Annotated in this window: 10 protein-coding genes and 2 pseudogenes; 6 read left to right on the top strand and 6 right to left on the bottom strand. The window is 43.4% G+C overall.

Annotated features, from left to right (window positions below):
* Positions 1 to 18: 18 nt before the first annotated feature.
* Both DP_RS12400 and DP_RS19380 read right to left on the bottom strand, forming a co-directional pair.
* Entirely contained in the window at positions 19 to 2,253 is a 2,235-nt protein-coding gene (locus DP_RS12400; protein WP_011189694.1) for a glycosyltransferase family 4 protein, read from the bottom strand.
* Positions 2,254 to 2,564: 311 nt separating this feature from the next.
* Positions 2,565 to 2,781, bottom strand: a pseudogene (locus DP_RS19380) (IS481 family transposase); the annotation flags it as partial.
* Positions 2,782 to 4,095: 1,314 nt separating this feature from the next.
* On the opposite strand from DP_RS19380, the gene DP_RS17610 reads away from it, so the two are divergent.
* The 4 genes from DP_RS17610 (at position 4,096) to DP_RS12385 (ending at position 8,586) form a co-directional block, all read left to right on the top strand.
* Positions 4,096 to 4,521 carry a hypothetical protein gene (locus DP_RS17610; protein WP_083818988.1) on the top strand — a complete coding sequence of 142 codons (426 nt, stop codon included), beginning with the start codon at positions 4,096 to 4,098 and terminating at the stop codon, positions 4,519 to 4,521.
* A complete protein-coding gene (locus DP_RS12395; protein ID WP_011189690.1) occupies positions 4,472 to 6,241 on the top strand; it encodes a TIGR03768 family metallophosphoesterase in 1,770 nt (589 codons plus the stop codon). The genes DP_RS17610 and DP_RS12395 overlap by 50 nt, the downstream gene beginning before the upstream one ends.
* 153 nt (positions 6,242 to 6,394) lie before the next feature.
* Entirely contained in the window at positions 6,395 to 7,855 is a 1,461-nt protein-coding gene (locus DP_RS12390; protein ID WP_011189689.1) for a GH1 family beta-glucosidase, read from the top strand.
* 134 nt (positions 7,856 to 7,989) lie between these two features.
* Positions 7,990 to 8,586 (top strand): pentapeptide repeat-containing protein, encoded by a 597-nt coding sequence (locus DP_RS12385; protein ID WP_162096660.1) that lies wholly within the window; start codon positions 7,990 to 7,992, stop codon positions 8,584 to 8,586.
* Positions 8,587 to 8,761: 175 nt separating this feature from the next.
* Here the strand turns inward: DP_RS12385 and DP_RS12380 are convergent, their stop codons facing one another.
* A complete protein-coding gene (locus DP_RS12380) occupies positions 8,762 to 9,484 on the bottom strand; it encodes a hypothetical protein (RefSeq protein ID WP_041277978.1) in 723 nt (240 codons plus the stop codon).
* 639 nt (positions 9,485 to 10,123) lie between these two features.
* On the opposite strand from DP_RS12380, the gene DP_RS12370 reads away from it, so the two are divergent.
* Both DP_RS12370 and DP_RS17045 read left to right on the top strand, forming a co-directional pair.
* Positions 10,124 to 10,504: an MliC family protein gene (locus DP_RS12370; protein WP_011189684.1), complete on the top strand. Its 381-nt coding sequence runs from the start codon at positions 10,124 to 10,126 to the stop codon at positions 10,502 to 10,504.
* 295 nt (positions 10,505 to 10,799) lie between these two features.
* On the top strand, positions 10,800 to 12,092 hold the full coding sequence (locus tag DP_RS17045; RefSeq protein ID WP_083818987.1) for a caspase family protein: 1,293 nt from the start codon (positions 10,800 to 10,802) through the stop codon (positions 12,090 to 12,092).
* A gap of 452 nt (positions 12,093 to 12,544) precedes the next feature.
* Here DP_RS17045 and DP_RS12360 read toward each other — a convergent pair whose 3' ends face one another.
* The 3 genes and pseudogenes from DP_RS12360 to DP_RS12355 all read right to left on the bottom strand — a co-directional run bounded on the left by DP_RS12360 (position 12,545) and on the right by DP_RS12355 (position 14,371).
* Complete coding sequence (locus tag DP_RS12360; protein WP_041277977.1) at positions 12,545 to 12,859, bottom strand: hypothetical protein; 315 nt, start codon at positions 12,857 to 12,859, stop codon at positions 12,545 to 12,547.
* 384 nt (positions 12,860 to 13,243) lie between these two features.
* On the bottom strand, positions 13,244 to 13,459 hold the full coding sequence (locus tag DP_RS18030; protein WP_156792297.1) for a hypothetical protein: 216 nt from the start codon (positions 13,457 to 13,459) through the stop codon (positions 13,244 to 13,246).
* Positions 13,460 to 13,520: 61 nt separating this feature from the next.
* A pseudogene (locus DP_RS12355) lies at positions 13,521 to 14,371 on the bottom strand (DUF2806 domain-containing protein).
* Positions 14,372 to 15,051: the final 680 nt, after the last annotated feature.

Raw genomic sequence — 15,051 nt, 5'->3', positions numbered from 1 at the left:
ATTTAAGGGCGAAATCTCTTACTCCGCCTGGTCTTCCTGCTCATAGGCCTGAAGAACGGTCAGATGGGAAAGCAAATACGCCAGCACACTTTCCGCCCCCTGGTTCCGGTTGACACCGTGGCTTTCCAGGCCGTCACAACAGCCGCTGGTTTCAAAATCATATAATGGGATTCGCAGATCATTTTCCCCTAAAAACCACATAAAAGAAGCAAACATCCGGTCAATATACCGTTTGTTTCCGGTCACGACATAGGCTTGATAAAACATCATTACAGCGGCCATGGCATCGATGGGCTGCTGATCATATTGGGGACATGATGCGCCTTTTTGATACCAGCCGTCGTTTCCTACCGGCGAGAGGCAACCGTCTTTAAACATAATTGTTTCCAAAAAGTCCGCTGTCTCTAAGGCGACTTCTAGAAGCTTTTCATCACCTCTTATTTCATGGGCATGCAAAAGGGCCAGGGGGATAATTCCGTTGTCATAGGTTAATTCCGGCTCAAACCACTGCCAGTCCGGATCTGCTTTGTTTTCGTATTGGGCGACGATTTTACAGGTCATATCTTTAAGGGTCTTGTTCATCCCCTCATCATCGGAATAACGATGAAGATAATGACAGATTCCGATGATCGTATCGGCATTGCCGCGAATAGTTTGTAAATTTTGAAAATGCGAATACGCATTGGCGAATAGTTCTTTGGCTAGTTGCAAAAAGGCGTCATGGGGAGAAAAACGAATAAGATATCCCAGCGCCCATATGGCTCGTCCAAAAGAATCCTCCGATCCGACCTCATCCATGAAGTTCCGGTTATAGCTTAAAAAATTACGAAATGAGCCGTCCTCATTTTGCATATAATGAATAAAACTCAGATAAATGGGCAGCAGATCCAGGGCAGCTTGGTCTTTTTTCTGGCGATAGGTCATGGTCGCCATTAAAAGCCCTCGGGCAACATCATCCAGGCAGTACCCCTCTTTCCGATTCGGTACACTGTACTTTGCATGCTGGATAATTCCGGTATCGTCGGTGAGCCGCAGGACATGGGCTAAATTAAAAACAGGTAGCACCAATGGATCGACGATGGACTGTTCTTGGGTGGTAATTGCCGGATAGGACTGCACCGCATCGGAGATGAGTTGAAGATATTTTTCACCCATGGCGGACCAAAGTGTCTGGCGGCCGTAGGTGTAAGCCTTTTCTCTCAATTCAAGCAAGGCCGGGGGGTTGTCCAGCAGCTCAATGAGGATGTCGGCCAGTGCATCTGAATCGTGAAAATCAAAAAGTCTTCCCCGACCATCTGCTAAAAGCTCCTGGGCATGCCAATAGGGGGTTGAAATCACGGCCGCACCTGCCCCCACCGCATAGGCCAGGGTTCCGCTGGTAATCTGGGCCTCATTTAGATAAGGGGTAATATAAATATCGATGGCGGATAAATATTCAAAGAGCTCCTGGGGACTGACAAAACTGTTATAAAAATAAACATTTTTTCTCAGGTTGTTTTTTTCCACCAGGCGTCTTAAATAATTTCTGTATTCCTCGTCGGAAGCGCGTAACACCGCCGGATGCGTTTTTCCTAAAACAATATAGATGATTTCCGGATGTTTTTTAACGACTTTCGGCAAGGCCTGAATGACGGTCTCAATGCCTTTATTTCGGCTTAACAAACCAAAGGTTAATAAAGATTTTCTGTTTTCCAGGTTAAATTTCTTTTTGTAACTTTGTTGCCCTTGGATAAAATCGAAATCAGGCACCCCGTGTTCAATCTGTACTACTTTTTCCCGCGGCACATCGTAGATATCGGTTAAAAAATCAACGGCTCGCCGGCTCATTACCACTATTTTTGCGGCTTTTTTCCCGATTCCTTGAATAATGGCCCTTTGATCATAGGAAGGCTTTTGAAGCACTGTATGCAGGGTTACAATCAGCGGTATTTCCAAACGATGGATCAAGGGAAGAATATAAATGCCGCTGTTTCCGCCGAAGATGCCAAACTCATGTTCTATTACACAAACATCGGCCTCGCTGTAATTGATAAATTTAACCGCTTTTAAATAATCCCGTTGATGGTTCTGGCGGATAACGCATTTTACTTTTTTAGGGTAAGCATAGCTTTGGCCCAGATCGTTCATGGCCACAACGTAGCCTTCGGCCTTGCCGGTTTTTTCCACCGCATCGATAAGATTCTTGGTAAAAGTTGCTATCCCGCATTCCCGTGGCGGGTAATTACCGATGCATGCAATGGTTATTTTTTTCATTTTAATCCTTTTAATTCTTATGCCGAGGGATCGGCGGTGGCTTCATTATATAAAATGACAGGCAACACGATGGGTCAGAAGATTTTAATATTCTGCGTGCCCGGCTTGTTTGATTTCTGTGACAGTGGTTGGTGTCGTTTTATGGTACTCCTGCAACTTCTCCATCGGATTGATATGAGCCAGTGTTTTTTTATCCGATATGTTGATTGTAAACAATATTTTACCTGCATAAGGTATCTTTTAGATTGTCACTGGAGTCAAGGTGCGTTCTTTAGCAAAAATGTGGTTTCCTGTCGGTTTTCTTTGGCCTGTAGTACAGAACGCGAAACTTTGGGGTGAAGAAAGTGTCGCACAACAAGCAAGAGATCACCCAGTGAGAGAAGGAGTGTTTTTCGAAGCTCAATTACAATTCTCTCGTACTCCAATGTTGTCTGAAGCCTATGAGCAGTATGAGATCTGTCTTCTACGCTATCACGCTCACGCCAAACGTGAAACGGCCGTATCAGCAATTCCCTGCTCGCGAGCAAGGGTTCACGCTGGTTTATCTAACTCTTGAATTGTGACGAATTCGAGGCCTTGTGGTCGCGTTTACGTGGAGCTTTTGGCCCAGAAGCTCCTTTTAAGAGAAAAGAGATAAAGTCCTTACTCTACTTATGTGAGCCTATCACTCTTGCACTGCGAATGTCTAGGGAATCATTGGAAATCCAATATGTAACGGTTTGAATTATGACACTAAGCCGGTGAGACTCCTGTCGTCTCCGCCAGGGCTCGCCATGGGTAATGCTGGACATCTATTGTGATCATAGCGGGCAAGTGCCCCTGTACTTTTTTCCTGCCCCTCAGGGGTACCCGCTTTATTCGGCTAAGTAGACCATAATACACTGCTATTAGTATGCTAATCGCCCTGAGATATGGCCTGCGATATTGATCTGTTTCGCTTTTTGCTTCTGCCAGGGCTGATACTCTTTTCAACCTTCTTGCACTCCTCAGAGGATGAGGCCAATACCCCTGTATGGGGCATGCTACAGTCCTCTCTTGTGTACCACTAAGAGCTCTTAATTATTGACCATAACAAGAAAACAGTGTAGGACGATAGTTAGGGATTGTCAAGGTACACCCCTGTCTCAGGGCATATCCGTGGTTGTTGGCAGGTCGAGTGCCGTGGTCTTTATTGATAGGCTCGGCTGATCGCTTCAATTCAGCCCTGAATCTAGCCCACTCAATCAGGATGGCTGTTTTTCGACTTCAAATGCTTCTCTTAAAATGCGAGCATTAGCGAGACTTTTATGAATATAATTAAACTGATGGCTCATCTAATAAAATTTAGAAACGATTCGAAACTTACCTCTCAGGAGGTCTAGAAACTGTCTCGGCAAAGGTTCACAGCCCTACTTGCTGGGTCCCTAATGGTTCACTATGCAGGAGATGAAAGCCTTGGTGGGAAAGCAAAACGCTCAAACCCTTTTTACTATTACGCCTAATTGCGCATGCTGTAAGGAGGGCTGTAAAATAACTATCAAGGGCAATACCTTAGGTAGTTGAAATGATATTAGGAAGGTAAGCATCGGTGCCATTAATGTACCCATTATCAGTCAAAGCGACGGCTCTGTTACTGTAATAGCCAAGTCTGCTATTGCTGGAACCGGTGATATTGAAATCTACTCAAGGAATAAAGGAGTGATGAAGATAAAAGATGCCTTTACATACAGATCGCAAATCAATAAGCTCCCTCTTCACTCCTGTTATCGCTGCTCTAGGAGTAGCCTGAATGAGTTCAGGCGAATTATCGTCAATGAATGGCTTAAATATTAGTTGTCTTCCCCTAACCCACGAGTAAATATTATGAGCAAAAAAAATATGGTTTCTCTTGAAGAAGAGGATAAGGCTCTCAGCTTCGACGGTGAAGTCCGGTCGGACATGGATATAACAAGACGAAAATTCATACAGTATAGCACTGTCCTGTTGGCTGGTGTGGCCCTGCCAATGCCTTTAGTTGGCTGCGCTTCCAAAAACGCTCATTGGTCGGATTTTGATCTGCCACGTTATGAGATAGATACGGTCGTACAAACGACGCAAGAGCGGATGATTGCCTTTAATATGAATCTGGCAGAGGTTCCACCTAAAGGTATGGAGCCTCCCCCCATGGCTCCGGATGGCAAGAGCGACGGGCTGGCAGTGAAAGATCTGCATAAGGTTTCAGAGTACCAAAGTCTAGGCTATGGGAGTTGGAGTTACGGTTCAGGCCTCCCCCGTTGTTCCCCGCCTTGATATTATGCCAGAGGGCTATCTGCCTCCAGATGTGAGAAGAGACCTTCCTTACTCAACTTTTTTACCATGGCCGATATCCATCTTACAGATAAGGAGGCGCCCACCCAGTTTATTCACAACCAGCAAGAGGACTCTTCTTGCTAATAATACATCCATCTATTCCCCGGTGATGGTGTATACCCCCCATGTCTTCGATGCTGCTATTCAGACAGTTAATGCCCTTCACGAAAAGAAAAGCTATGATTTTGGCATTTCGCTAGGCGATGTCAGCAATACGGCTATGTATAAAGAACTTAGGTGGTATATTGATATTCTCGATGGCGAGAAAATCAGACCAAGTTCAGGCGCTCATTTGGGAGAAGAGAGAGTTGACTATCAGAAACCTTTCCAGGCAGCAGGCCTTAATAAGGATATTCCTTTTTATCAAGTATTAGGTAACCATGATCATTTCCTTATCGGTTCCTTCCCCATATTTGAAGATTATTCAAAGCTTGGTCTTGCAGAGTCATTCACTGACAATAAGGTATGGACTGTCACGGACTTTCTTGATCCTTATTTACCTAATTTCCCTGCTCTTTTTGATACGAATACGCTCCAGAAAGGAAATGGAAAAGAGAGGTATTTGGGAGGTGTCATTGATGGCTCAACAGAAAATGGAGACATTATTTACGCTGGTGGCCCCATTGAAAAAGGGGCAAAAATACCGAAAATTATGGCCGATGTCGAGCGGCGTCCTCTCAAGAGAGAGGAGTGGATAGAAGAGTTTTTCACCACCTCTTCGCTACCTGAAGGGCACGGCTTTAACCGGGTTAAGGACTCTTTCGGACTCACTCATGAAAAAAGACCGAAGGGTTTTGCCTGTTACAGCTTCCAGCCCGAATACAAATCCGATCCCGAGTTGGAGGTACCTGTTAAAATAATTGTATTGGATGACACCCAAAGAGAAGATGACGGCTCCCGTGATATTCATGGCCATGGTTTTCTCGATTCACTGAGGTGGAAGTGGCTAAAAAAGGAGCTGCAAGAGGGGCAGGAGAAGGATCAGCTGATGGTCATTGCTGCCCATATTCCAATCTGTGTTGCAGGAATTGGCAGTGAACTTGAATGGTGGGCAGGTGGTAAAACAAAAAATAACCCATTGGGTGACCCCACTACAAAAGCACAAAATGGCTGTACTCTTGTTGAGCTTGTTGATCTGCTGAGAGACACCCCTAATCTTTTGATGTGGATAGCCGGTCATCGCCATTTTAACACTGTCAAGGCAATTACATCGGATGATGTAACCAAACCGGAAAGAGGATTTTGGCAGGTTGAGACGTCGTCGCTTCGTGATTTTCCTCAGCAGTTTAGAAACTTTGAGATCTTTTTTGCTGATGACGATACAATCTCAATTGACGCTGTTAATGTTGACCCTGCCGTAAAAAAGGGGACTCCTGCTGAAATTTCACGAAAATATGCGATTGCAACTCAACAAATCGTGCAGAATCCGCTCCTGCCCAACTTTAAAAATATAACAGAGGTTGGACCATTTAAGGATCTTCCGTCCATGGACCCCAGCCGTCCTCAAGATAATCAAGAAGACCCCTCTGTTCAGTTACCCGTTGATCTGTCACTTGCTGACTTGCCGGTTCAATATCATGCCTCGTATAATGCCCGACTTTCCAATTCATTGACGGCAAGGATGGTTGGCGTCTTAAAAAAGAAATACCGCAGGACTTGATGATCACCGTCCGGTGTTGAGGTGCTGTGCACTATGAAAAATGGCATTCTGTCCCCTGACATGCAATAATAACTTTGCAAACAGTGTCTTGCAGAACCAGACCTAAGAAAAGGGCAATAATTACTAACTACTCAATTCAAAGAAGGAAAGTGTATGCCTATTAATTCCGTTCTTCCTGGAGGTACTCTGTCTGTAAAGACCCAAGATGATGGTGCTCTCATTACATCAGCGTCCAACTTGGCAAAATTTCCAGACGGTTTTTGCTGGGGACTGGCTACAGCGTCTTATCAGATTGAGGGCTCCCCTAAAGTGGATGGCAAGGGCATGTCAATATGGGATACCTATGCACACATACCGGGAAAGATGAAAAATAATGATACCGGTGATGTCGCTATTGACCACTACCAGCGATATAAGGAAGATGTACAAATAATGAAGGAGATGGGGGCAACCGGATACAGGTTCTCCATTGCCTGGTCTCGCATCTTCCCGAGCGGTACGGGGCTGGCAAATCCGAAGGGGCTGGATTTTTATAATCGTCTTGTCGATGAGCTACTTAATGCTGGCATTCAACCCTTTGCCACACTCTACCACTGGGATCTGCCACAGGCACTGCAGGACAAAGGGGGATGGCAGTCACGCGAAACAGCTGAATGTTTCGCCCAATATGCGGGTTATATGGCGGAAAAATTGAGTGATAGGGTGAAAAATTTCTTCACTCTAAATGAATTTCAAAATATTGTAGATATGGGCCACCGTGGTGTAGATATGGTGGTTCAAGGTAAACCAGTGCATATTGAACTGGCTCCGGGTCTTAAGCTCGACAATCAAGCTTTGAACCAGGTTGCCCATCATACCGTGCTGGCCCATGGTCTGTCGGTGCAGGCCATTCGGGCAATGGGAAAAAAAGGTACTAAAGTAGGTCCTGCAGAGGTAATGTTTTGCGGGGTACCAATAATGGACAGCCCAGAGCATGTTAAAGCTGCGGAGTTAGCTACACGTCGTCTCAATGCCCGTTTTTTGGACGTCATGCTGACCGGAAAATACAGTGATGCCTACCTGCAAGAGGCAGGTAAGGACGCTCCGAAATTCACAGAAGAAGATCTGCAAGCCATTGGCTCACCGGTAGATTTTGTTGGTATCAATGTTTACATCCCCAAAATGTACGTTATGGCCTCTGAGGATGAATCTGGCTATAAAGAAGTGCCTATGAGCGTATCACATCCAAAAATGTCCTCGCCCTGGCATACCTTCGCGCCTGAAGTTCTTTATTGGGCTCCACGTCTGACCCACTCCATCTGGAAGCCGAAGGCGATTTACATAACTGAAAATGGCTGTGCTGCCAGCGACGAGATATCTGCCGACGGCAATATCTACGATACCGATCGCGTCATGTACCTGCGCAACGCTATGGGACAGCTACAGAGAGCAAGCGCTGAGGGCGTACCCATAAAGGGCAACTTTGTCTGGAGCGCATTTGATAATTTGGAATGGAGCGGAGGTTTTGGTACGCGTTTCGGACTGGTGCACGTAAATTTTAAAACTCAAAAACGTACGCCAAAACTGAGTGCGAAATGGTTCAAAGAGGCTGCTGGGCACAACGCAGTTCTCTAGGTGTGTGGGGGCGGATTTCCTGGCCCAAAATAGGCAAACGGGAAAGGTGTTGAGGTGGGCGTGTTTTGTTGGGGGCTGCATCAGATCCCCCAACAGTTAGAAGCTGAAAATAGATAAGATTGATGAAAAGCAAAATGAATAAAAATGAAACCGATATATTGAATATAGATCTCATTGCAGATGAAATATTCTCAGAAATAGAGTTACAGCAAAACACCAAGTTAACTGAGGTTGAGTTTAGTGACTGCACATTTATCAATTGCAAATTTTCCAAAGTCATCTTTTTTGCCTGTAGATTTGAAAATTGTAGCTTTAAAAACTGTGATTTAAGCTCAATTTTGATAAAGCATAGTGTCTTTGCTGGTGTCACTTTTGAAGAATCAAAGTTAACTGGAATTCAGTGGGCTGATACCGGGATTCCCTTAAATATAAAATTTAGACAGTGTTTGCTCAATTATTGTAGCTTTATAGGTGTAGACCTACGAAAAACAGAAATGACTAACTGTATGGTTAAAGAGGCTGATTTTGCTGAGACTAATCTATCGAAATCAAATTGCAGATATTCAGACTTTACTGGAAGCCGATTTGTAAATACCAATTTGGAATATACTGATTTTTCATATGCCTCAAATTATTCCATCCATCCAGATGGAAATAAATTGAAAAAGACAGTGTTTTCTTTACCAGATGTTCTGTCTCTACTGGATGTGTATGATATTGTAATTAAGTGATATTGATTGGCCCTGTTGCTCTAGGCTCGCTGTCTTCTCGCAAACGTGCTCAGTGGTCGATGTCCTCCCGTTTTGCCGGCAAGAGAGACACTTTACGCGAATTGTCTCTCTGACATCGAAATGTGATGAGATCTTGGGCGCTTAAGGTAGCTGTGAGCCTCTTCGTAAGCGGTAACTAGTTATCTTCGCCGTTTTCTTTTTCCCTTTGAGTGGCCTCCTCCCTGCTTTCTGCTTCTACCTCATCCTTGTTTTTTCCAAGCAGGCTTGCCCTTGCTAGAACCATCTCTTCAATTTTTTCGAAATGTTTGTTGATATTGGCCAGGAGCTCTTCGTTGTCTTTCAACTGCTCCCACGCATTTTTCAGGGGCTTCACATCGATTTTTCGGCTGGATCTGTGCAAGGCGTACCAGCCGCCAAGCCAAATGATTAGGCTCAGTAAAAAAATAATCCCATAGAGAAGGGCCGGTGAACCGGAGGTGAAATAAATTACTGCGGCGGCAAGATATATTGTCAGGACTGTTACCAGGTTGGCAATATTTTTCGAAGGGATGAAGCGCATGATATCCAGGGCCGTCATCAACTGGCCAAGGGCAAATGACAGTACTTTTTTCTCTTTCCCTGAAATATCAAAAATATAAACGATCTTGCCAACCAGTTCGCTGGATATCTTTCTTCCTAAATGCCACCATAGAAGCTGGTTTAAAGACCAGACCGGCAGGGCACAGGCAACTGATAAAAGGAAAAGGGTGATCGGGTTCAGCTCACGTAAATATTCAGGACTGATAGATAATATTATAACGAGACCGGCAATAAGAGTCGTTATAAGTGGCAGGATCGTGTCGACCTTTTTTTCCCGGTCAAAATGAACAAAAGCCTTAAGATCATCAAGATGGATCATTCTATTCTCCATTCAATGCGGTTACGACGTCAATGCGCGCCTTGTTAATTCCTCTAATATTGATATTTCTTTTATACTCGGCGGATTAGGTGTTGCCAGTCGCACCCTGCCAGAGCTGTCCCCCATCGCCTGGCGTCCCATTGTTAGCTTCCCGACGATTGGTTGTTTCCTGAATAAATTTGCTTTGATGAAAATCTTTCAGTTTATCCCTGGGCGTTAAATACCTTTGCAGACGGTCACTTTAAACTAGTTCATATTATAGCCTGTTTTTATCTGTAAAAGGGGCTTTTCTGGATCAGCGGCAGGAGTAGGTCTCTTTTTCTTGCCACCATCCAGAGGCTGGCCGCTCTATCCCGCCCAAAAGGCCATCCTCCCCTGCTATTGGGATGCTCTCCTCTTGTTGAATCTTTAACAGTAAAAAGGGAGATGGCACTTGAACGCTGAAATTTGCAGGCTTGAGTTGTGGTTTTAGCTGATTGCTTTTTTTCTTGAAGGGGCTCTGCTGTTAGTGTACAGATATTTATTGTTAGAGGAGAGATGCGCAAACACATTGCAAATCCCCTGGCCCAAATGAGACAGGCTGAAACTTGGTTGATATCAGAAAATCGGATAGTAACGTGTTATGCAAGGAGATAGTAATTGACAAAGAAAATAGGACTGATGGTATTACTGCTTAGTGTGGCTTTTATTTTGGTTGGCTGTTCAAAATCAACTTTCAAAAATGACGAATTGAATGTGTTAAGAGGAGAGGTACAGGAGTATCAGTGTGAAAATAATGTACGGGTTCAAGTGAAATATTATTCTCTTTCTGATTATAGTCTTAATTTTGTGAAGTTGAAGTTGCCAAATGAGCCAGAAATCACCTTAGTAGGTGTGCCATCAGGATCTGGTGAACGATACTCAAATGAGTCACTGGAGTGGTGGGAAAAAGGGAATGAAGCATTTGTGCAAAGACGCCATCAAAATCAAGAATGGCAATTTATGTATAGAGGCTGTCACGTTGTTGAGGGAAGAAATTAAACGCATAACAAGGCCGCGCTATCCTCATGACTGTTGAAGTTTGTAGGCCCGGTGTTTTAATTTGTGATGTTAGATGCTTGCCCCTTCCTTGAAGGGGATCTGCTGTTAGGGTCTTGATCTGTCTTGTTAGAGGGGGGATGCTCAAACACATTGCAAATCTCCTGGCCCAAAAGTGGCAAGCTGAAACTTAGGTAATATGGCTGGGAAATCCTTGTCAAATTGTGCTTTGGGATGATATCAGGAAACCGGATAATAACCTGTTAGGTTTTGACCCAAAAATTATAATAATCGCCATATGAATGATAGAAGAAATATTAGAATGAGAAAATTATTATATATAACTATATTTTCAGTTATATTTTTTAATTCAGCCCACCCTGATGAAGCTGTTGCACAAAAAAGAATCGCCTTGATTATTGGAAACAGTGACTATCGGATACGATCATTAAAAAACCCTGTTAATGATGCAAAAGATTTTTCTAGAACTCTCTCAGCCTTAGGGTTTGAAACTATCATCAAAGTAAATGCAGATCAGGAGGGTTTTGAAGAGTCTGTTCGTAAATTTGGAAAAAAGATCAGAGGAGACACCGTTGGCTTATTTTATTTTTCTGGTCATGGTGTGCAGTATGAAGGTAGAAATTACTTAATACCTATTGGGGCAATGCCAAAAATTTCCTCTCCAGATCATTTAAAATATAAAACTGTGGATGTAGGATATGTTTTAGGCGTCATGAAACACGCAAATAATGGTCTGAATATTGTGATTCTTGATGCTTGTAGAAACAATCCCTTCCAATCTTTTGCAAGAGATATGGGGGATGGCTTGAGTAGAGTATCTGATGCGGACGGGTGTTTAATCGCTTACTCGACTGCACCTGGTAAGGTAGCTTTGGATGGTGTCGGAAGAAATAGTCCATATACAGGTAGCCTGATAGAATTGATGAAGTATCCAAATTTGCCTGTTGAGTTGATGTTCAAAAAGGTAAGAGAGAAGGTAAAAAAACAAACTAATGGTAAGCAATCACCTTGGTATGAGGCCTCAATTGATGGAGATTTCTCTTTTTCTAATATTAGTAGCAAGGCAAAGAAACCATCATATAGTCAAAATTCTCAAGGCATAGCAAAAGCCAGACGAAGTAGTCGTGAGCCTGTTGATAGTAAAAAACATAAGCTTGCTAATGGCTTGTCACATATTATTTTAGATCAATTGATACTGAATTTGAGCCATGATTCATGGAAAATTCGAAAGGAATCAATCGATCAATTTATATCATATGGCAATGAGGCTATTGTTTATGCCTACCCTCAGCTAGTTTTAGCTTTAGGGGACAGTGATCCTGATGTCAGAAGATCAGCAAAAAGAGCTGTGAAATTGGAAAGTTTTGATGATAAATATATTAAATATTTTGGGAAAGTTTTAAAATCAAGATCATGGGAAGTGCGTAGTGGTACATTAGACACATTAGCTTATTTTGGCGAAGAAGCTTCAGGTGCGTTAGCAATTATTTCTCCTCTTCTAGCTGACAGCGATGCAGATGTTAGAAGGTCTGCCCAGAATGCAGTTAAACGATTGTCCCAGGAAAGATAGGTTGAGAACTTATAGATCGACTTGAGATGTGAGGCGGATGTTTTTTTGTAATTTATTGTTAACATTTACGATTTGCGATAGATTCAGGCAATAAGTGCAGCCTTTATATCAGTGAGGAACTCCTGCTGAGTTCGATCGACCACTTTTTCGCTACTCAGCTTGGTGACAATGGGGATTGCCCCCAATATGGGAGGGGGCAGTGCAAAGGATAGCCGTCAGCTGTCAGCCAGGCCTCGCAAGCCGTGGCGTCCCCGCAGTTGAGGTGCGGGGGCCGGAAGTCAATGCCTGCTTATTGAGGCGCGGCGGGGAGATCGTTGCTGGTTCTGGGGAGGGGTAACACCCTGTTAGGTGGCAAGAAGCGCACTACCATTTAACTTGAATTGACCACCGTAAACACAAAAGTGGATTCAAACCACGAATGCCACGCGTTTTGAATCAGCTTGAATAATTTGTTAGCCATTTTTAACTTGCTGTTCGAACTTTTCAAAAACTATGTCTTGGTCAATATCATTAATTTCCTGCCTAATGTTTAATAATCTATCTATATCAGATAATAGCTTAACTAGCGAGCTTACTAACTTCACTGGCTTACTCTCAATATGATATTCTTTAAAGCTACCACTAATTTCAAAATTGGAGTAAGTGTCGATGATGAGGGCGTTTTTGTTGAATATTCTAATTAGTTCAAGTGAAGAATCAAACCTTCTATCATATACTACAAGGGCATCAATATATTTAATATTAAATTCATCGTTATAGATGAACATGGAGTACATTGAATGTTTATAGTTAAGGTTATTATTCCAACTGGTTTTAGGGATCAGTATCCTCTCTAATAAGCCCTAGATGTACTCTTTAAAAGAAGTTATCTTGCCATATATAACCGTATCATTCTTGACCTTCTCCTTGTGTAAAGAGAAGGCAGAGTACAAACAACACTTTAACGTACGCTTTAGAAAGACTAATTAAATCTTCATTTAACTCTTTTTTTTCACACGTAACATCAAACTCATCGACAATGCCTCTTAAATTATTGTCAAAGTGACTAGCATTTTGCTGGCAATTGTTAAAAACTATCTCAATGCCAGAAGAGTAAGCTCGATAATTATCAATACTGTCAATTATAGTGTTGTATTTCGTTTCTAATACTTTTATTTTTCTTCATATCTAATTTTGACAAAATTACTAATGATTAAATTTGTATCAGTATAGTAAATATTGTTCTGTTGGATTTGAACTAAAGTCTTTGGAATTGAGTTTTCACTCAAAGCAATTTCTTCATCAGACCGCTTAATCCAACGCCCTGTAATCTTGCTACGAAGCATTAATTCTTTTGATACGCTACCATTTGATTGTTTTCTACCCATAATTCCCACTATACATATAATTGGCTAACGACCGCGTAATAGGCGCGGGATTACGAGCGCCCTAGTTGACGCGCTTGTTAGGTATCAAACTTGACAGAGTAATTTTTTGTTTGGATATTTGCTCGATTGCATACTCATAAAACTCTTGGTTTCGCTGTGCGCCACATATACTTACAAGCTGCTGCCCAGCCTGAGTGAACAATACTTTACCTGTTTTTATCTCGTTGTCTTTATCGTTCGGAAACTCAGCAATGGTGGGCTGGCCATAGTAAAAAATTGCAGCTTGTTTAGGTAGGCCCATTTTTCGATAGCCAGAGACCGACTCAAAGGAAATTAGGCCTATCGAATCTAAATGTTTAATGGAGGTAAAGTTTATGCCGTGCTTAGTATAAATTTCGTTATCCGTATCAAACACCAGTGGTGTGGCGTCACCAATCATCCATGTGAACTGACAAAAGTTTGTAAATAAGTCGGCATCCTTCTTATCCATAGATGCTACAAAATCTACGGTTCTCTTAGAGTACGTACCTGGCCTCGTAGCTTCACCGGCAAGAAGGCTCGACCATAAAGATTGCATCTGTTTGTCAGAGACCTTGTCGCACTTGTCAAAGAAGTGTGCCACCCAGTCTTCTTCAAGATCTTCCGTTTTGGCCCCTGGGGGGATCGAATACGCAGCTTTTGCTGTAATATTTTCGATATTCTCCTGCTTTCTAGCTTCTTGATGAACGAGTCGCTCAATACCTCTTTGCTCGATTTCATTTAGATCAATGCCGGCTAAAGCTTTAATTTTTCCAGCTTCTGCTTCAGCTTCGGCCCGTTTTATGATCCGCCTTGGCTCATACAGAACACCAACCGCATTCGATACTTTTTCAATAAGTACGGGGCAGGCTTAGCCAAGTTGCCTAAATTAATATTGAGTTCCCGTTGGGCACAATATCTCCTTTGATCCCTACCAAGGTATAGACTCGTAGCACAATTTTGCGTGATAGACAGACGGACTCCTTCGCCCTCCATAAAATCTCTAACCAAGGTGATACCGCAAAAGAGTGTTAAGTACAAGAAATAAGCTACTAGAGTCGCACATGATATGCGAAAAATAAGTTGTGCAGAGATGATTCATCTATCTCTCTGTCCTCAAGGGCTCTTGATGAAACAGGCCCCGCATTTAGGCCATTGTCTTGCAGGCCATGAGCCTGAAATAGGACAAGGGTGGTAAGCTGCGGTGGCATGGATGCCAGGGAGCGGCTATGCCAATGGGGATTGCCACCAGAAGCCGATCTGGACAGGAAGCACGGAAATAACCATTAGCTATGGAGAACAGAGGTGGCCCCTCCCCCCTCTCAGTTGCCCGAACGGAGTGAAGCTGGCGCGTGGGTAGGTCAGGAGGAACTGCCAGTGGCGCCCAGGAGTCCGTTCGCAACCTTAGCGGCAGCTGAAACGAGAGTGAGGATTGGCAACTGGGCCGGGGCGGCATGGGGTTCAAAGGGGGGAACGCTTCCCCTTTTGGCCAGGGTGGCTGGCAAGCCACGATCCGGTGACTACCATCAAACCCGGGAAACTCGATCGAGGCTCGTGATACCAATTTGTTGTTT

Source organism: Desulfotalea psychrophila LSv54 (assembly GCF_000025945.1).
GTDB classification, from domain to species: Bacteria; Desulfobacterota; Desulfobulbia; order Desulfobulbales; family Desulfocapsaceae; genus Desulfotalea; species Desulfotalea psychrophila.
This window is presented reverse-complemented; position numbering and strand designations above follow the sequence as displayed.

Excerpts from the sequence above, each read along its gene's own strand:
- DP_RS12400 (WP_011189694.1), bottom strand. The coding sequence starts at position 2,253 with ATGAAAAAAATAACCATTGCATGCATCGGTAATTACCCGCCACGGGAA.
- DP_RS17610 (WP_083818988.1), top strand. The coding sequence starts at position 4,096 with ATGAGCAAAAAAAATATGGTTTCTCTTGAAGAAGAGGATAAGGCTCTC.
- DP_RS12395 (WP_011189690.1), top strand. The coding sequence starts at position 4,472 with ATGGGAGTTGGAGTTACGGTTCAGGCCTCCCCCGTTGTTCCCCGCCTT.
- DP_RS12390 (WP_011189689.1), top strand. The coding sequence starts at position 6,395 with ATGCCTATTAATTCCGTTCTTCCTGGAGGTACTCTGTCTGTAAAGACC.
- DP_RS12385 (WP_162096660.1), top strand. The coding sequence starts at position 7,990 with ATGAATAAAAATGAAACCGATATATTGAATATAGATCTCATTGCAGAT.
- DP_RS12380 (WP_041277978.1), bottom strand. The coding sequence starts at position 9,484 with ATGATCCATCTTGATGATCTTAAGGCTTTTGTTCATTTTGACCGGGAA.
- DP_RS17045 (WP_083818987.1), top strand. The coding sequence starts at position 10,800 with ATGAATGATAGAAGAAATATTAGAATGAGAAAATTATTATATATAACT.
- DP_RS12360 (WP_041277977.1), bottom strand. The coding sequence starts at position 12,859 with ATGTTCATCTATAACGATGAATTTAATATTAAATATATTGATGCCCTT.
- DP_RS18030 (WP_156792297.1), bottom strand. The coding sequence starts at position 13,459 with ATGGGTAGAAAACAATCAAATGGTAGCGTATCAAAAGAATTAATGCTT.